The following is a 17,106-nucleotide window of genomic DNA, read 5'->3' on the forward strand; positions in this document are numbered from 1 at the left end:
CATCAACGCTTGGCCATGACCATGGTGTTGGCCGGCAGATGGGCGGCCATCGGCAGGCGCTCGTAGTTGTTGATGGTCAGCGTGTCGCCGGCTTCGGTGAACTTCATGCGGGTGCCGGTGTCGGTCACGAACTCGGCGGGACCGGTGGCGAAGATCTCCACTTTGGGCTGGCCCTTGACCTGCGCGTAGTAGTGGCCTACGCGGTTGCTGAAACGCAGCATGTCGCCATTGCTCAGCTTGTATGCGTACAGGTATTCGCTGAACTCGCTCGGCTCGATGTGGTAACGCGGTGCGCTGATTTTCACGCTCTCGCTGGCGGCTTCCTGGGCGGCCGAGGCCGGTGCGGCGGAAGCGATGGAGGCGATGGACAAAGCAGCGGCTACAGCCAGACTCAACAGAGTGGTTTTCATGGTGGTGCTCCAATAAGTTTTAAGTTACGTAGTTCAAAGGAGCCGCCGCTGCATAAGGGGTTCAGCGGTAGGGCAGGTTCAGAATAGCACCGGCTCCGGGCGACTACAGGGCAATGCGACGAACTGGCATTTCGCGGGAATAAATCGCGTTACAGCGCGACGAAATGCATACGGCTGAGTGATCAGCGGCGTGCCAGCATCATGGTGTTGGCAGGCAGGTTGCCGGCCAGCGGCAGCTTCTCGAAATTCGAGATGCCGATGGTCTCCGCCTCGTCGCGGAATTCGAAGCGCGTGCCGGCGTCGGTGACGAATACGCCCTTGGCCACCGGGAAGATCTCGACGCGGTCGCCGTGATTCAGCTGGGTGTAATAGTGGGCCATGCGCTGGCTGAATTCGACCACCTGTCCGTTCGTCAATTGATACGATTTTTTGTAGTCATGGAAGTCTTCCTGCATCATGTGATAGCTGCCTGGCGTGGCCTTGATGTGGACGCTGGTATCGGCGGCGTGGGCAAGCGACATCGAGCTCAGGACAAGGGCGGCGGCGATGCTGGACAGGGTGGTTTTCATGGTGTGCTCCGTAAGATTGTGAAGTGATAAATACTGCCGGGGAGCCACCGCTGTATTCATGGATCAGCGGTAGACAGGTGCAGATTAACAAACACCCTCGCGCCGGATCGGGCGTATGCGACGGGCGGTCGAACCGCGTGCGCCAATGGCAAAAAAGCGCGACAAGCGGTGCGCGCGGCAAGCAGAAAACAGCAGTCCCTGTTGCGCCGCGAAGTTTTTTTTCGGCAGGGCCGTCACAAACTCCCGCAGGCCAGCTATAGTCCCTATATGAGTTGCCTTACAGCATGTTTGTTTCGCAATATTGATTGCAACACCCCGGCAGCGCCCCACCTCGCGCGCCGGCCATAGCGGCCTCGGCTGCTGCGCCCCATCCCCGCGCTTCAGCCCGACATCAGCCGCACAGCCTCAGGTTGGACAGCGTCTATGTTTACTCTTCACAAACTTCAATCCGCGTTGCGTAACAATTACGTGCGCGCCGGACTGGCCGTGCTGGCCGTCGCGATCGCCGTGCTGCTCAGCTGGCGCATCGAGGTGCCGCAGGACGCCAGCCCGATGCTGCGCTCGCAGGACATCTCGCAGATCACCGCGCTGCCGGCCGAGCGCGAGCGCCTGGAATACCTGATGATCGCGGCGCCGCTGTCGGAAGCGCCGCGCTACGTGTTCAAGCTGCGCGACGATCCGCTGCTGTACGTGGTCAAGGTGCCGGCCAACACGCACCAGAGCCTGGAACGCGAAGTCCTGCTGCGCAACAACATCCCCTACGCCATCGCGCGCGACGACTACCTGGCGTCGCACAAGGCGGTGCTGCAGGACGAGGACGACAGCACGCTGTCGCGCGTGGGCGTATTCCTGCGCCGCCACGCGGTCGACATCCTGCTGGTCGGCCTGGCGCTGTTCGTGGTGCGCCACGGCTTGCCCGGCATGGGCGTGTCGGCCACCGTGCTCAACCCCCAGCAGCTGGCCGGCAGCATGGACGACCTGATCGGCATGGAAGACATCAAGCAGGAAGTGCTGCACCTGGAAGACATGATCCGCAACCGCGCGGTGTACCGCGAACACGATATCGACAAGCCGTTCAACGTCATGCTGACCGGCCCGGCCGGCACCGGCAAGACCAAGCTGGCCGGCTACCTGGCCAAGCGCCTGAACGTGCCGCTGATCCAGGCCTCGGCCTCGGCGCTGGAGTCGGGCTATATCGGCGGCGGCTCCAAGGCGCTGCACGCGCTGCACCGCAAGGCTTGCGCGCGCGGCAGCTGCATCATCTTCCTTGACGAGGCGCAGACGCTGTTCGCGCCGCGCGGCCGCGGCGAAAAGAAATGGGAGGACGACACCGCCAACACACTGCTGGGCCTGCTCGACGGCGTGCGCAGCGACAAGGGCGCCGGCGTCATCTGGATAGTCGCCTCCAACTTCGACGACGCCTCGTCGCAGATGGACGAGGCGATGCTGCGCCGTTTCTCGGTCAAGATCAATTTCCGCCTGCCGAACAAGAGCGAGCGGCGCGAGCTGCTGCGCAGCTTCCTGTCGCGCAAGGCCGACGGCTGCGTGGCCTGGGACCGGCTCAACCTCGACCACGTGGCCGAGATCACCGCCAACCTCAGCCCGGCGGTGCTGCAGACGGTGGTCGAGCGCGCCAGCATGATCGCGATCCAGGAGCACACGGTCATCGACACCGACCTGATGTTCCGCGCCTTCGAGCGCGCCACCATCGGCCTGACCGACCGCGCCACCACCGCCGAGAAGACCCGCCAGCGCGAGCGCGTGGCCCTGCACGAGCTGGGCCACTTCTTCATGCAGATCGACCCGTGGCTGCGCCAGGGCATGCCGCTGGCGCAGGTCAAGGAACGCTCGCCGCTGCTGAAGATCAGCACCGAGTCGGTGTCCAAGCTGGGCGCGCTGGGCTACGTGCTGTCGGCGTCGGACGACGTCGCGCTGCGCACGCTGGAGGAGCTGGAGCGCGACGTCATCCAGCTGTATGGCGGCGTGGCGGCGGAGGAACTGTTCTACGGCGCGCGCGGCATCTCGGTCGGCAGCCAGAACGATATCCAGAAGGCCACCTCGATGCTGGACATGATGGTCAACCAGCTGTCGATGTATTCGCGTTCGAAACTGGATTACCGTCAGTTCAAGAACCAGGAGCGCGACCTCGACCAGGTGCAGGCCAAGGCCGATGAGCTGTACACCTACACGCTGCAGGCTATCGCCGACTACCGCGTGCAGATCGGCGAGCTGAAGGAGGTGCTGATGGAGCAGTACGTTCTATCGAAAGACGCCATCTTCGCGCTGCTGGAACGGCAGAACCTGGACCTCGCACACCCTGCCTAGAAGCCGGGGCAGCCTGCGTGCAAGCGCAATGTCGGCGGATGCACCGGCGGATGCGCCGGCGCGATTGCAGCTGCGGCTTCAAGGCGGCTAGCCGCAGTTCCAGCGCGTCCAGCCGCTGCTGCACGGCGTCGAGCCGTTGCTCCAAGGCGCAGAGCTGACGCTCAACAACGTCGAGACGTGCAGCACAGCCAACCAGTTCGATGCGCATTTCCATGCCGCCTCCCCGACCATCAGGAAGCAATTATCTGTCCGCGGCAGGCAGGCGCCGATTGATCTGCATCCAGGTGCGCTCAAAAACCTAGACCTTCATCGGCAGGATCACCATCTGCAAACCTTCCAGGTGTAGCCGGCGCTGGGCGGCCAGCGCCGCCTGGTTGTGCAGCAGCCGCGTGAACCAGTTGTCCGACGAGAAGATCAGCTTGCTGGTAAAGAAGATCGCATGCGGGAACTCGCGGCTGATTTCCTCGCACATGCGGGTCACCTCGTCGACCGCGTCGGTGCCGAAGCCCAGATAGGACGAGGCCGCCATACCGTGGCTGTGGCAGAAGTCGACGAAGAACTCCAGCGTCTCGGCCGCCTCCTCGCGCATCTGCTCCAGCGCGCCCTCGCCGCCGTAGGCATGCGAATCGACGGTGCGCGCATTGACGAACAGGAAATTCTTGAAGTGGTTGGGGAACATGCGCTGCACCCACAGCAGCGCGTGCAGGCCGCCGCCGCGCGAGGTGCCGACGATGAACACGGCGGTCTGCGCCTCCGGATCCGGTTCGATCTCTTCCGTGTTGGGACCGAACGGCTGGCTGGCGAACACCTCATCGACAGAGTGGATCGCCTGCTTGGTGGCGCGGTAATGCTTGCGGATCAACACGCACAGGCCGGCGATGGCGCCGATGATCAGCGCGGTCGCCCAGCCGCCCTCGGTAAAGCGCTTGACCAGCAGGATGGCCAGGATGCCGGCGCAGATGACGAAGCCGATGGCCGACAGCAGCAGCCGGCGCTTCCACTGCGTACCCTTGCTGCGGTTGCGCGACCAGTACAGCACCAGGCCGAACAGCGAGATGGCGAAGGTCAGGAACACGGAAATCGAATACAGCACCACCAGCAAGGTCACGCTGCCGCCGGTGCCCCACAGCACGGCCAGCGCCGCGATGCCCATCACCAGGATGCCGTTCTGCGTCACCAGCCGCGTCGACAGGTAGCGGAACTTGTGCGGCACCCACGAATCGGCCGCCATGTTCGACAGCACCGACGGCCCGCCGAGGAAGCCGGTATTGGCCGCCACGAACAGCAGGCCGGCCTCGAACGCCAGCACGATCACCAGCAGCATCTGGTTGACCACCTCGCCGCCCAGTCCCATGCTGGCGATGATGGTCTTGAAGGTGGACGCGTTGAGCGTCTCGCCGGGCATCGGATGGGCATCCCACAGCAGGTACAGCAGGATGATGCCGCCGGCCGTGAACGCCAGCGACAGCGCCATGTACAGCATCGTCATCTTGCCGGTGCGCACGCGCGGCTCGGCCAGCAGGTTGACGTTGTTCGACACCGCCTCCAGGCCGGTGTAGGTGCCGCCGCCCTGCGAGTACGCCAGCAGCAACATGCCGGCCACGCCGACCCAGCCGATCTCGCCGGCCAGCTTGCCGGTGTCGGCCATGGTGTTCGGTATCAGCGCCGGCAGGTGGGACGCATGGGCGAAAATGCCGTAGACGATTAACACCAGATGGGTGGCGACGAAGCCGAGGAAGATCGGCAGCAGGATCTGGATCGCCTCCTTCAGGCCGCGCAGGTTCATCACGATCAGCAGGCCGATGAAGAACACCTCGGCCCACAGCTTGTAGGGCTGGAATCCCAGCGGCAGGAACGACGCCAGCGCGTCGACGCCGGAGGCGATCGAGATGGCGATGGTCAGCACGTAGTCGAGTATCAGCGCGCAGCCGGAGATCAGGCCCAGGTAGGGGCCGACCAGCTTGGTGGCGACGCGGTAGCCGCCGCCGCCGGTGGGAAACAGTTCGATCACCTGGTTGTAGGCCAGCGCGATGATGAAGACGGTCACGGCGGTGGCGATGGCCATGTAGAGGCCGAGATGGGTGTGCGTGCCCAGCGCGCGGAAGGTTTCCTCGGGGCCGTAGGCGGAGGAGGACAGGCCGTCGGCGCCCAGTCCGACCCAGGCCAGGAAGGCCACCAGCGCCATCGAGTGGCGGGTTTCGCTCTTCATCGGATCGAGCGGTTTCCCCAGGATAATCTCGCGTATCTTATTGTTTTTCATGCATCTGCTGCCGGCGCGGAACCGGCGAAAGCTGGTGGTAGCCGAGATGATACTCGCTTCGCGGCGGCAGAAATACTTATCGAAATATAAAAATTCCGTAGCATGGGTTGCGGCGGGGGGGCAAATCGGGGATAATGCGGGTCGCGTTGCCTCGGTGGTGGAACTGGTAGACGCAGCGGACTCAAAATCCGCCGCCGCAAGGCGTGCCGGTTCGATTCCGGCCCGAGGCACCAATCGTTACAATCCATGTAACCCAGTATCAGTCAAGAACCCGCCCCTCTCCTATGACGGCGGGTTTTTTATTGGCTAAGCCCGTCTCTCCCTGAATCCCACAAACTTTGATTTTTGACGGTATTTCTTACGGTAGGTTTGCTAGGCTAAATCCGTATACCGTCACAGAGCGAGGCAGCGATGGCTTTGACAGACACATTCGTGAAAACGGTCAAACCGACCAAGGCGACCGGAGAGAAATACACTGACGGCGAAGGCATGTACCTCCTCGTCACGCCGGCCGGGAAATACTGGCGGCTGGACTACCGGTACCTCGGCAAGCGCAAGACATTGGCCTTGGGCGTCTATCCCACAACCACTCTCACCAAGGCGCGCCTCAAGCGCGCCAACGCCAAAACCCAGCTTGCAGATGGCATCGACCCCGGCATAGCCAGGCGCGAGGACAAGCTCAGGCGCAGCGAAATCGCCAACCAGACGTTCGGCAAGGTAGCGCTCTCCTGGCTCAGCAAAACGGAAGCTGACCGCGCGGCCAGTACACAAGAGAAAATCAGCGGCTGGATACACAAGAACCTGCTGCCCTATCTCGGCGCGTTGCCAATTTCGTCTCTCAGACCCCGCGATATCCTCGTCACCGTCCAGCGCATGGAAGCGCGCGGTGCGGTCGAATCTGCCCATCGGGTTCGGCAGGTATGCGGACAGATCTTTCGATTCGCCGTCGCTAGCGGCATCGTCGAGCGCGACGTTAGCGCGGATCTCAAGGGAGCCCTTGCCGCCCCCAAGAAGACCAACTACGCAGCAATCACCGATCCGAAGCGCGCAGGTGATCTTATGCGCGCGATTTACGGCTATCGGGGGCATCCCTATGCCGTGGCAGCGCTGAAGCTATCAGCGCTGCTCTTTGTCAGGCCAGGTGAATTGCGTACAGCAGAATGGGATGAGATCGATTTCGACGCTGCTGAGTGGCGCATTCCGGCCTCCAAGATGAAAATGAAAGCCGAGCACATCGTTCCGCTGTCAACACAGGCCCTCCAGATCCTGCAGGAACTGGAACCGATGACCGGACACGCGCAATACGTCCTACCGAGCATCCGCACGGACGACCGCTGCATGAGCGAGAACACTGTCAATGCAGCGCTGCGCAGCATGGGCTACTCCAAAGACGATATGACCGCACATGGGTTCCGGGCAATGGCGCGGACTATTCTTGACGAGGTGCTGGGAGAACGGGTTGACCTGATCGAGCATCAACTCGCTCACGCCGTCATCGATCCGAATGGCCGAGCGTACAACCGCACGGCTCACCTACCGGCTAGAAAGCAAATGATGCAACGCTGGGCCGATTATCTAGACAACATCCGCCTTTCCAAGAAAGAGTGAGATTGTGCGCATCTTTCGTTTAGACAAGATGCTATGCTGCCACCAAAGGCCGGATACGGCCAGGAACCGACGTTCAGCAATGTCTCTCCTTCATGTTGAAAAGGCAGCGGCTGATGAAATCAATAAAGTTGTAGGTGTTAAAGATCTTTTCGGTATCGCCGGTTTTTTATTAAAAAAATAAAGCAAGAAACTAGGGAGGAGCGCTGAGATGAGGATTAATTCAGTTCAAATCAAGAATTTCAGGACATTGAAAGATGTAACGATTAGCTTTGAGTCCGTTACGACCTTTATTGGCCCAAACGGTGCCGGGAAATCTACGGTTCTTCGAGCATTGGATTGGTTCTTTAACGGCAAACCTGGATCATTGACAGAGAAGGATTGCTCGTTTGGTGCAAATACTGAAAACATAGAAATTCAAGTCACGTTCAGTGACCTCACAGATAAGGATAAGGAAGCGCTTGGCAAGTACGCTCCTGAAGGCGCTGCTACCTTTACTGCTTGGAAGCGCCGAGCTCCCGATGGATCAGAGATCCTGTCCGCGAATGCAAAGAGCTTCGCGAGCTTTAATGCAATTAAAGCTGCTGGAACTGCGGGTGAGAAGAGGGAACTGTATTCGAGCCTGCGAAACGAAAAGCAGGAATTGGATCTTCCGAGCGCCTCGACGGCAGCGGCGATTGAGCAGGCAATGACGGCCTGGGAGGCTGCGCACACAGATCAACTAACGGATGCGCCTGAAGCACTTCAGACAAATTTCTTTGGGTTCAACAGTAGTGGGAAGATGAGTGGACTCTTCGACTTTGTTTTAGTCACCGCTGATCTTCGTGCAAGTGAAGAATCCACTGATGGCAAGTCGAGTATCATAGGGCGAATTTTGGAGCGCTCAGTAGATCGCACTGCGGCAGATGAAGAGATTGCCAAAATTGTCGAAGAATCGCGGGCACTACAGCAAAAAGTGTATGAGGATAAGTTTAAGTCCCAGCTCGAGACTATGACGACGAAGCTGAATGCAGTCGTCAATTCTTATTCCCCAGGTCGGGCGGTCGCTGTGTCACCAGCTAATATCGAACTTAAAGCAGCTAAGACGACGTTTGAAGTTGCGGTTTTGGATGGTTCCACACAAACATCTGTTGAGCGCCAAGGACATGGTTTTCAGCGCACGCTATTGATCTCGGCCCTGCAATTGCTTGCGCAAGCAGGTGCAGCTTCAGAGGTCGGGGTGATCTGCCTAGCGATTGAAGAGCCTGAACTCTTCCAGCATCCTATTCAAGCACAGACTTTTGCGAAAGTTTTGCGATCGCTTGCCGAGGACGCTGGCAAGCGCATTCAGGTGACCTATGCGACGCATAGCCCTTACTTCCTCGAAGCGCGACATTTTAACCAGGTTAGAAGACTGACTAGGTCGACAGAAGATATGCCTGTTGTTTCAATTCACTCGGCCACTGTCGAGCACGTGAAGGAAAAATTAGATGGGGTTGTCAGTGCTGAGACTGTCGAACGTCAGCTTGACGGCATCATCGCTAGTCAATTGTCTGTAGCGCTATTTGCGCACCGTGCTTTGCTTGTCGAAGGAACGACCGAAGCCTCGATCTTCCACGGTATCGGTGATAAATCGGCTACTGGCGCGTTAGAAGCTGCTGGCATCGCAATCGTTCCAGTTGGGGGGAAGACTTCGATTCCTTTGGCGCACGCGATACTAACTTCGATCGGAATCCCTTCGTATGCACTTTTCGATGCTGATGCTGGGTTCGAGGCTCGAGCTAAAGAAAAAGGCAAGAAGCAGGAAAAAATAGACGAAGAACGCAACAACAATGCAAAACAGAACCGTGCAATCCTGAGATATTTTGGTCTGGAGGAAGCCGATTTCCCTCCTGCGATTGTTTCTGATCAAGTTGCGAACTTTGAAGACCATCTTGAGGATTTTCTCATAACGAATTGGCCAGAATGGGATAGCGCCTGCAAGGAGGTCGAAGCTGCTGCGGGTATTACCTTGGCGAAGAATCAACTTGCTTATCGGACTGCGACGCTGAAAGCGGCAGGTAATGTGCCGCTTATGCTTGCACAAATAATGTCGAAAGCAATGGGCAGCTAGTAGATGGGGATATTCGTTACAAGCCGGTGGCCACTACCAGCATCGGCTTACTTTAAAAGCTAAACTTAAGATTGGTTTCACCATGCATAGATGGGAACGTCGCCTTGAGGACGCCGCGCACGCGCTAGAGAATTGTAGGAAGACTTACTTCGAACCAGAATTGTTTCGCCGAAATGTGAATCACTTTTTAACCCTAATTCGCACGGTTACATTTCTGATCGCAAAAGATAAGGCAAGCATACCGAACTATGACCAATGGCTCTCAAAGTCAATAGGGAAATATTGGTCCGGGGACGAGGTCATGCTTTGGGCAAAAGAGTCTCGGAACGTCATCGAAAAGGAAGGCGACCTTGCAATGTTCAGCTCGCTTTCAGTCGCTTTGGTTTATTCCTATTTCGCCAACAATGATGTGTTAGTTCAAATAACTCGGGAAGAATTACTTGGCGCGGGCATCGCGAAGCTCATGGTTCTGGCAGGAGAAATGCTGCCCCGCGGCGTGAGAGCCGCAGCCGCAGTTAAGATAGAACGGCGTTGGGTAGCGAACACCTTGCCGAATCACGAGCTGCTACAGAGCATGATTTACGTTTATAGCCGTTACCGCCAAGCCTGCATCGACCTCGCCCAATATTTGGGAGCTACACCCTCTCCAACCGTCCCTTCAGCTGAAGACATTGGAGAGGGGGAGGTCCATGAGCGAAGGGTGAGCTATGTCAAATTTAGCGATAAGGAATCCTATTCGACGTCGACCAAGCGCGTTAATTATGATCGCACCATTACTCCGCCCGCTTGGCTGAAGAACATTGATAGAACTCGACCGGCATTTGAGCTTTATTGCGAGCTTGCGGAACGAACATTCCTTCAGTTCGGAGATCACTTGGCGATGGTTTTCCTATTTGCGAAAGATGGAACGGTTATTCAACACTTGGCCTTTACTCCGTTCGACCAAGTAGATAAATTTATTTTTTGGCGAGACTTATCTGAGCGAATTGTGTACATGCGGGCAGAGTCACTTATATTTATCTCGGAGTCCTGGACACGACGAAATCCAGGTTTATCGACTCCAATCGCAGAGGCCGAAATTATCGGGGAGCGCCTGCACGTTCATGAGATTAGACGCACTGGAGAAACACGAATCAGGTCTTGGGATATCAAGCGCGCCGGCGAGAAGGTCAGCTTGGTGATTGATAGGAAAGATACTTCCGATAACGACACTATCCCCAATTTCCTAGTCCCTGTCCAAGATGCGTTTGCTCGCATACATGCTCTGTAACAGAATCGATATTGTTTCACTAAACCCCGTAATCAGACCTGTATCATCACTCCCAAGGGCCGAATCTTGCGAATCAGCTCAGCGCATTTCGGTGAACAGAAAAACCTGTTCCACAGTGTCGTGTTTAAGCATATGGTCGCTATCGGCCAGAAGCTGACGTAGAAAAGCGTAAAGAATTTATAATTTCACGAGTAAAAACACATCCCTATGACTATTAATTTTGAAGATCAATCAATAGTTTTCCCTCAGTCCAATATTGATACTGAAGCCGATTGCAATATCACCTACCAAAAAAGCATCACAATTATTGGAGCAAATGGTGCGGGAAAAAGTCGTCTGGGTACTTGGCTGGAAAACGAAGGACCTCAGAAAGATAAAGTTCATCGCGTTAATGCGCAAAGAATGATATTTTTTCCAAATAACACCGGGCCCATTGCTTTGGAAACTGCTCGTCAGGAACTAAGATGGGGAGAGCGCCCTGTTGGGTGGAATGATAAGATTTGGGAAAGCAATAAGGAAGATCGACGCATGCAGTCTCGTTACGGCAATGATCTAACGCATTGGGAAAACAGACCTCTTAATGATTTCGATAAAATATTGAAATTCTTGCTATCGGAAAATTATGCAAAATTATTAGAGCATGATGCAGCTCAACGCCAAAGTTCAGTACTTCTCCCGATGCCAGACTCGGTATTAAGAAAAGTGAAAAGCCTTTGGGAATCTTTGCTTCCTCATCGAAATTTAGACTTAACCGGAGGAGATGTTCAAGTTCGAGTTACCGGTCAGGATGAAGAAAAATATCATGCGGCGGCCTTAAGTGACGGTGAACGAGTAATTTTTTATTTGATATCTCAATGTTTAAGCGCTCAAGAAAATTCCATAATAGTAATTGACGAACCCGAGCTCCATTTGCATAAGGCAATTCAATCCGATCTATGGAATACTCTGGAAGAAGCTAGATCGGATTGTGTTTTCATATATCTTACTCATGATTTGGACTTTGCCGCTGACAGGCCCGAGACAGTAAAAATTTGGTTGCGGGAATTTACAAAAACGGGGTTTTCATGGAGCCGAATACCCAACCAACAGGATATCCCGGAAGACACTTACCTTGAAATATTGGGGAGCCGTAAGCCTGTAATTTTTGTTGAGGGCTCTGTGGGCTCTTTGGATTTAGCTATTTATCAAATTGCTTACCCTGGTTTTACTATAAAGCCTATGGGGGGCTGTAATTCGGTTGCCCAAGCGACCAAAGGATTCCGAGAAGCGAATGCATTTCATCATCTTAAATGTACGGGCATAGTTGATCGCGATTATTTAGAGGCGGGCCAAATCCAATCGCTTGAAAAATCAGGAGTATATGCAATAAAAGTGGCCGAAGTGGAAAATATACTGCTTTTGCCAGAAGTTTTAATAGCAATGGCAGATCAATTGCTACTAAATTCCAGTGATGTTTTGAAGAATGTCAAAAAATGGATTATTGATGAATTTTCCAGAAATAAAGAATCTTACGCGCTTGAATTTACCCAGTATCAAGTTAACTTAATGTTAGGGAGATTTGGACCGGCAGCGTCAACTGCTTCTGATTATAAAAATCTCTTTAAATCGCATGTTGAAAATATTGACCCAGAGAAAATTTATTCTGATGCGCTATCTGCTGCTAATTTGCTTGTAGATGAAGAAAATTACATGGGAATCCTTGAGGTTTTTAACAAAAAAAACTTAGTGAATACAATAGACAGATTTTTTGACATAAAGAAACCATCTACATATGTTCACCGAGTTAAACAAATGTGCCAGAATAATACTGGTGGTATTGTGGACGTAATCCGGGCTGCGTTACCGAATTTGTGAGGTGGCTACGAATACGTCGTACGCAAGTCTGCAATGGAGCGGGCTCAATAATAAACGCGAATGTCCGATGGGGCGGAACCCGCCAGTCTCGATATGAGTCTCAGAAAAATTCTGCTACGACGTAAGAATTTTTTACCGTTGAGGGCCACGCGATTGTCTATGCTGTTTATCGCGATGGAGTTCCTGAACCTTGGTCCGTTCGCGCTGAAAGCACGCTAGGTAAGCTGGGGCAGCTGGCGCCAGCTTACCTTCGTCATCCGTCAACAGCACATAAGGGTGCCGCCCATCTGTCCGCAGCACTTGCTGGTTAGTGAAGCCTGCCAGTCGACCGTCGGCACGACTGATAGCATTGGCCCCTGAGAACCCAAGCCCCTTTACAAGTCCGGCCGTTGCCTGACTTCGCAACGACTCGTCCAGGCCCATCGCCGACAATTTCACCCACGCCTGGTACTGCTCTCGACCAGTCTCTACTACCACTGCCGGCGTAAATCCCCGCTCACGCAACGTATGCAGGTCGCGCTTCCTCAACCCGCCAAGCAGCGCCATGCCATGCTCACCATCCGGCCGTATCCAGACGTCGTATCCACGCGCGTTCATACGTTTGAGCCATGCCATGCTTTGGGATACGTCGGCTTTGCCCCAACGGCGCTCCTCCTGCCTACCCTGCTTCGTATCCACCAGCGTCACCACGAAACGATCAACGCCCATCGCATTCACTTGCCTCTGTGCGGCTTCTGCGCTGCGATCTCGGGCCGCAGCAGTTCTGCTACCGCCTTCGCGTCGAGCACGTTCTGGACCGTCGGCGCTGGCGCCAGCCAAAGCCAGAATGCGCTCGCGAGCAGCCCCGTCATCACTCCGGTCAGAATGGTCAGCAGGTATTGGCTCAACTCCACTCTCCGCCCTGCTTCGTCCAGCCGCTCGGCCGCTTGCTGCGCCGCTTTCGCCGCCTGGTTCCACGATACGATCGCCGTCTCCGTCTGGCTCCGCAACTGCTCGCCCTGCTCCCGGCTGCGCTGTTCGATCTGCTCCAGGCTCGTGCGCGTCTCGTCCGTCAGCGCGGCCATCGCCTGCGCCAGCGGTTCCAGTACTGACGCCAGTTCCTCCGCGCTCGTCAGCTTCGCCTGGCGCAAGCCCTCGATCTGCCGGTTCAACGCCTCTACCCGCGCTGCGTGTCAGTGGGAACCCAATAATCCCCACCTGTGGGAATTGAATTTTCCCCACCCATTTTTGAAGGAGCGCAAAAATGGAAGGGTTGGATCTGAAAGGAAGTAAGGCAATCGAGCCGGTGGCCGCCAGCGGCTGCGCTAACTTATCCGTGTCGAGGACTGACACGGAGGCTCAAGTGCTTAACAAGGAGCGGTGGGAGGAAATTCGCCGTCTGCACGCCGGCGGCAGTACGGTATCGGCGATGGCGCGACTGCTGGAGTTGGATCGCAAGACGGTCCGGTACTGGATGCGGCAGGAGACATGGGTGCCGTACCAGCGTCCAGCGGCCGCCAACACCGTTCTCGACGCGCACCACGACTGGCTGGTGACGCGTGCCGGGCAGGTCAATTTTTCGGCCCGCATCCTGTTTCAGGAACTCAAGGCCACGCGTGGCTACCAAGGCGGCTATGACACCGTGAAGTTGGCCGTGCGGCCGCTGCGCGCCGAGGCTTCCTTGGCCGCGTTGACACAGCGCCGGTTCGAAACCGCGCCTGGACAGCAGGCGCAAATTGACTGGGGCCAGACCAAGGTGAAGCTGGGCGACGCCGCAACGACGATCCACTTCTTCGTCATGACTCTGGGCTACTCGCGGCGCGCCTATGTGGAAGCATTCGCCGACGAACAACTGGCGTCGCTGCTGGCGGCCCATGAGCACGCCTTTGCCCATTTCGGTGGCCACTGCGCCGAGCTGCTGTACGACCGCATGCGCACGGTGGTGCTGGGAACCGAGGATGGCAAGCCGAAGTGGAATGCCAAGTTCGACGCGTTCGCTAAATACTGGGGCTTCGAGCCGCGTCTGTGCAAACCCTACCGCGCACAAACCAAGGGCAAGGTCGAATCTGGCGTGAAGTACGTCAAGCGCAACTTCATGCCCGGCCGCGTCTTTCGCGATCTGGCCGACGTCAACGATCAGCTGCTGAGCTGGAGCGTCGAGGTGGCCGACCTGCGCACGCATGGAACGACCCACCAGCGGCCTATCGATCGCTTCGCGGACGAAGCGCCATGTCTGGTACCAACGACCCGCCAGGCCAGCTTTCTCGACGCCGTGGTGCGCGAACGGGTCGTCGCCGAGGACTGGCTGGTGACCATCGACACCAACCGTTATTCGGTGCCGTGCCGGCTGGTCGGCAGAACGGTGCAGATCGTGCGTGTCGGCGGTGTTTGGCAAGTTCAGCACGGCGGCAAGGTCGTGGCCGAGCACGCCATCCTGAACGGCAGGGATCAACTCAGCGTTCAGTCCGAACATGGGCCTGGCGCAGCGGCCCGCAATGCCCGCCAGCGTTATCCGGAACCAAGTGCGGCGTCCACGGCGCCGGTTGTTGAGCAAGTGGAAGTGCGCGATCTGCAAGTCTATGAACAGTTGCTGGAGGTCGTATGAATCCCGCGCAACTTGAACGTCTCGCCGAGTACCTGCACAAGCTGCGTCTGTTCAAGAGTCGCGAGCGGCTGGAAGCCTTGCTGCAACAGGCGGCATCCCAGGAACTGGCCTATGCCGATTTCCTCGAACTGGTGCTGGCGGAGGAAGTGGCGGCCAAGACGAGCAAGAACGTCGCCATGCGCACGGCCATGGCGCGCTTCCCTTTCGTCAAGCCGATCGAGACCTTCGACTTCACCTATCAGCCATCGATCGACAAGAAACAGGTTCAGACGCTGACGAGCTGTCATTACATCGAACACGGCGACAACGTGCTGGTGCTCGGTCCGCCGGGCGTTGGCAAAACCCATCTTGCCGTGGCGCTTGGGCTGAAGGCAATCGAGGCCGGCTACCGCGTCTTGTTCACAACGGCGGCCAATCTGATCGCGGCGCTCAGCCGCGCGCATGGCGAGGGGCGCCTCGACGAGAAGCTGAAGGTCTACACCACGCCGCGTTTGCTGATCATTGACGAGATTGGATATTTACCGATCGACAGGTTGGGCGCCAACTTGTTTTTCCAGCTGATTAGCAAACGCTACGAGCGCGGTCCCATGGTCCTCACCAGCAACCAGAGCTTTGCGGCATGGGGAGAGGTCTTCGGCGACCGCGTGATAGCGACTGCAATCCTCGACCGCTTATTGCACCACGCTGTCACATTGAATATCCGGGGTAATTCGTATCGCCTGAAGGAGAAGCTAAAGGCTGGCCTCGTTCGTCCGGAAGAGGCTGAAGCATGAACGGGGTGGGGAATTTTCGATTCCCACAACTGGGGAAAATTGGGTTCCCCTTGACACTGCGTTCGAGGCAGCGGCCAACTGCCGCATAGTCTCTGTCTTTTTCATAGCCCACCCCGCGTTTCGCCAGCCCCATCGGGCTGTATCCCCTACCCAGGTCGCTGCCCTTCATCATCACGCCGTCCAGCCGGTAGGACAGGCCGGACATCTTCGTTCCATCCAGCTGTATCACCGGCACCAGCTCGACGCCAATCGCCTCCAGGCGCTCCGCGTACTCGGTAAAGCTCACGCAACGTTCGGCCGCGCCATCGCACAACTGCTGCAGGCGTTGGCGCGTCGAGGGGATTCCAGTGCGCAGTCCCTCCTCAATCTCACCTTTGGTCGGCGCATGGCGCTCCACGTCGATCGAGGAGCGAACGCGCTGCAGGTCGAAGTCACGCTCGATCTCGCGCATCAACACCTCGTGGCGCCGGTAGTCATGGCTGTCCGATGTGACGCTGCCGTCGAAGCGGATGCGGTTCACCAGCAGGTGCACGTGTTCGTGTTCGGTGTCCATGTGGCGCGTCACCAGGTACTGGTTGTTCTCCAGCCCCATGCCGTGCAGGTAGCGCTCGGCGATCCGCTTCCACTGCTCGTCGCTCAGATGCTCGCCTGGCGCTGCCGACAGCGAGGCATGCAGCACGGCCCTGCCCAGCTTGGGGCGCAGCTTGCGGATCTCGCCGAATTCCTTCGCCAGTTCGCGTACCGTGGTCCCGCTCATGTTGGTGTCGATGACGCGGCCCTTTTCCTTGTCCAGGTCATAGGCCAGCGCACCGCGGAAGCCGCGCCCCTTGATGGCCTTAGCGATCATCGTCGTCCCCTCTTACGCCAAGGAGGGCCTGGCGCAGGCGCTGCGTCTCGGCCAGCAGGCGCGCCAGCAAGGCATCGGCGACAGTCACCTTGCGGCCCTCATTGGCCAGGCGCGTGAGCTGGTTCAGGTTCGCAGCCAGGCGGGCCAGTTCGACATACTGCTCGCGGTTGATCGCGGCCACTGGCGGCGATGGGAGGCGTCGCGATAGCGCGGCCTCACGTAGCCATTGGGCGGGTTTCATCTGCATGTAGGCGGCACGCTGGCACAGCAGCGCGTCCTCGGCCGGCGATACGCGCACGCCGATGGTGATCGTGCGCACGTCGGCGGGATCGCCCTTCGGACGGCCACCTTTGGATTTGCGAGCAGTGAGATCGGCATTCATCACGCGGCCCCGGACGGGTTTTGGCGAGCGTAGCGAGCGCCATTGGGCGAGCGCAGCGAGATCGGCCCCGCAGGGCAAGCCACGTTTGAGCGAAGCGAAAACATGGCTTGCTCCTAACCGACGGCACTTCGTCTA

At 57.3% G+C, this 17,106-nt stretch carries 14 protein-coding genes and 1 tRNA gene; 8 read left to right on the forward strand and 7 right to left on the reverse strand.

The window, feature by feature from the left end; translation table 11 throughout:
* Positions 1-2 precede the first annotated feature (2 nt).
* Entirely contained in the window at positions 3-410 is a 408-nt protein-coding gene (locus ABWW33_RS09640; protein WP_353401112.1) for a gel scht, read from the reverse strand.
* A gap of 182 nt (positions 411-592) precedes the next feature.
* A complete protein-coding gene (locus tag ABWW33_RS09645; protein ID WP_176652343.1) occupies positions 593-979 on the reverse strand; it encodes a MoaD/ThiS family protein in 387 nt (128 codons plus the stop codon).
* 423 nt (positions 980-1,402) lie between these two features.
* Here ABWW33_RS09645 and ABWW33_RS09650 point away from each other — a divergent pair, with 423 nt between their 5' ends.
* Positions 1,403-3,304: an AAA family ATPase gene (locus ABWW33_RS09650; RefSeq protein ID WP_353401114.1), complete on the forward strand. Its 1,902-nt coding sequence runs from the start codon at positions 1,403-1,405 to the stop codon at positions 3,302-3,304.
* 298 nt (positions 3,305-3,602) lie between these two features.
* Here ABWW33_RS09650 and ABWW33_RS09655 read toward each other — a convergent pair whose 3' ends face one another.
* Complete coding sequence (locus ABWW33_RS09655) at positions 3,603-5,564, reverse strand: amino acid permease (RefSeq protein WP_176652341.1); 1,962 nt, start codon at positions 5,562-5,564, stop codon at positions 3,603-3,605.
* Between the two features lie 148 nt (positions 5,565-5,712).
* Here ABWW33_RS09655 and ABWW33_RS09660 point away from each other — a divergent pair.
* From ABWW33_RS09660 to ABWW33_RS09680, 5 genes are all read left to right on the forward strand, one after another.
* Positions 5,713-5,797, forward strand: a tRNA-Leu gene (locus tag ABWW33_RS09660).
* A 178-nt stretch (positions 5,798-5,975) separates the two neighbouring features.
* A complete protein-coding gene (locus tag ABWW33_RS09665; RefSeq protein ID WP_353401117.1) occupies positions 5,976-7,172 on the forward strand; it encodes a tyrosine-type recombinase/integrase in 1,197 nt (398 codons plus the stop codon).
* A gap of 208 nt (positions 7,173-7,380) precedes the next feature.
* Positions 7,381-9,261 carry an ATP-dependent nuclease gene (locus ABWW33_RS09670; RefSeq protein ID WP_353401119.1) on the forward strand — a complete coding sequence of 627 codons (1,881 nt, stop codon included), beginning with the start codon at positions 7,381-7,383 and terminating at the stop codon, positions 9,259-9,261.
* A gap of 82 nt (positions 9,262-9,343) precedes the next feature.
* Entirely contained in the window at positions 9,344-10,531 is a 1,188-nt protein-coding gene (locus tag ABWW33_RS09675; RefSeq protein ID WP_510182389.1) for an Ea47 family protein, read from the forward strand.
* Between the two features lie 207 nt (positions 10,532-10,738).
* A complete protein-coding gene (locus ABWW33_RS09680; protein WP_353401123.1) occupies positions 10,739-12,385 on the forward strand; it encodes a DUF4435 domain-containing protein in 1,647 nt (548 codons plus the stop codon).
* A 132-nt stretch (positions 12,386-12,517) separates the two neighbouring features.
* Here ABWW33_RS09680 and ABWW33_RS09685 read toward each other — a convergent pair whose 3' ends face one another.
* Positions 12,518-13,093, reverse strand: a complete 576-nt coding sequence (locus tag ABWW33_RS09685) for a DNA-primase RepB domain-containing protein (RefSeq protein ID WP_353401427.1) — start codon at positions 13,091-13,093, stop codon at positions 12,518-12,520.
* Between the two features lie 5 nt (positions 13,094-13,098).
* Positions 13,099-13,536: an IncQ-type mobilization protein MobB gene (locus ABWW33_RS09690; protein ID WP_353401125.1), complete on the reverse strand. Its 438-nt coding sequence runs from the start codon at positions 13,534-13,536 to the stop codon at positions 13,099-13,101.
* Positions 13,537-13,628: 92 nt separating this feature from the next.
* Between ABWW33_RS09690 and istA the strand changes: the two genes are divergently transcribed.
* Both istA and istB read left to right on the forward strand, forming a co-directional pair.
* A complete protein-coding gene (istA, locus tag ABWW33_RS09695; RefSeq protein ID WP_353401127.1) occupies positions 13,629-14,969 on the forward strand; it encodes an IS21 family transposase in 1,341 nt (446 codons plus the stop codon).
* On the forward strand, positions 14,966-15,742 hold the full coding sequence (gene istB / locus ABWW33_RS09700; RefSeq protein WP_353401129.1) for an IS21-like element helper ATPase IstB: 777 nt from the start codon (positions 14,966-14,968) through the stop codon (positions 15,740-15,742). Before istA ends, istB begins: the two co-directional genes overlap by 4 nt.
* Here the strand turns inward: istB and ABWW33_RS09705 are convergent.
* Both ABWW33_RS09705 and ABWW33_RS09710 read right to left on the reverse strand, forming a co-directional pair.
* Complete coding sequence (locus tag ABWW33_RS09705; RefSeq protein WP_353401131.1) at positions 15,657-16,589, reverse strand: relaxase/mobilization nuclease domain-containing protein; 933 nt, start codon at positions 16,587-16,589, stop codon at positions 15,657-15,659. The two genes, istB and ABWW33_RS09705, sit on opposite strands and share 86 nt — an antisense overlap.
* Positions 16,579-16,971 carry a plasmid mobilization protein gene (locus ABWW33_RS09710; RefSeq protein WP_353401133.1) on the reverse strand — a complete coding sequence of 131 codons (393 nt, stop codon included), beginning with the start codon at positions 16,969-16,971 and terminating at the stop codon, positions 16,579-16,581. The genes ABWW33_RS09705 and ABWW33_RS09710 overlap by 11 nt, the downstream gene beginning before the upstream one ends.
* Between the last annotated feature and the right edge of the window lie 135 nt (positions 16,972-17,106).

Source organism: Duganella hordei, from assembly GCF_040369125.1.
GTDB classification, from domain to species: Bacteria; Pseudomonadota; Gammaproteobacteria; order Burkholderiales; family Burkholderiaceae_D; genus Rugamonas; species Rugamonas hordei.

What these genes read in the sequence shown, in the direction of transcription:
- ABWW33_RS09650 (WP_353401114.1), top strand. Translation starts at nt 1,403, where the DNA reads ATGTTTACTCTTCACAAACTTCAATCCGCGTTGCGTAACAATTACGTG.
- ABWW33_RS09655 (WP_176652341.1), bottom strand. Translation starts at nt 5,564, where the DNA reads ATGAAAAACAATAAGATACGCGAGATTATCCTGGGGAAACCGCTCGAT.
- ABWW33_RS09645 (WP_176652343.1), bottom strand. Translation starts at nt 979, where the DNA reads ATGAAAACCACCCTGTCCAGCATCGCCGCCGCCCTTGTCCTGAGCTCG.
- ABWW33_RS09710 (WP_353401133.1), bottom strand. Translation starts at nt 16,971, where the DNA reads ATGAATGCCGATCTCACTGCTCGCAAATCCAAAGGTGGCCGTCCGAAG.
- ABWW33_RS09665 (WP_353401117.1), top strand. Translation starts at nt 5,976, where the DNA reads ATGGCTTTGACAGACACATTCGTGAAAACGGTCAAACCGACCAAGGCG.
- ABWW33_RS09685 (WP_353401427.1), bottom strand. Translation starts at nt 13,093, where the DNA reads ATGGGCGTTGATCGTTTCGTGGTGACGCTGGTGGATACGAAGCAGGGT.
- ABWW33_RS09640 (WP_353401112.1), bottom strand. Translation starts at nt 410, where the DNA reads ATGAAAACCACTCTGTTGAGTCTGGCTGTAGCCGCTGCTTTGTCCATC.
- istB (WP_353401129.1), top strand. Translation starts at nt 14,966, where the DNA reads ATGAATCCCGCGCAACTTGAACGTCTCGCCGAGTACCTGCACAAGCTG.
- ABWW33_RS09680 (WP_353401123.1), top strand. Translation starts at nt 10,739, where the DNA reads ATGACTATTAATTTTGAAGATCAATCAATAGTTTTCCCTCAGTCCAAT.
- ABWW33_RS09705 (WP_353401131.1), bottom strand. Translation starts at nt 16,589, where the DNA reads ATGATCGCTAAGGCCATCAAGGGGCGCGGCTTCCGCGGTGCGCTGGCC.
- ABWW33_RS09670 (WP_353401119.1), top strand. Translation starts at nt 7,381, where the DNA reads ATGAGGATTAATTCAGTTCAAATCAAGAATTTCAGGACATTGAAAGAT.
- istA (WP_353401127.1), top strand. Translation starts at nt 13,629, where the DNA reads ATGGAAGGGTTGGATCTGAAAGGAAGTAAGGCAATCGAGCCGGTGGCC.
- ABWW33_RS09675 (WP_510182389.1), top strand. Translation starts at nt 9,344, where the DNA reads ATGCATAGATGGGAACGTCGCCTTGAGGACGCCGCGCACGCGCTAGAG.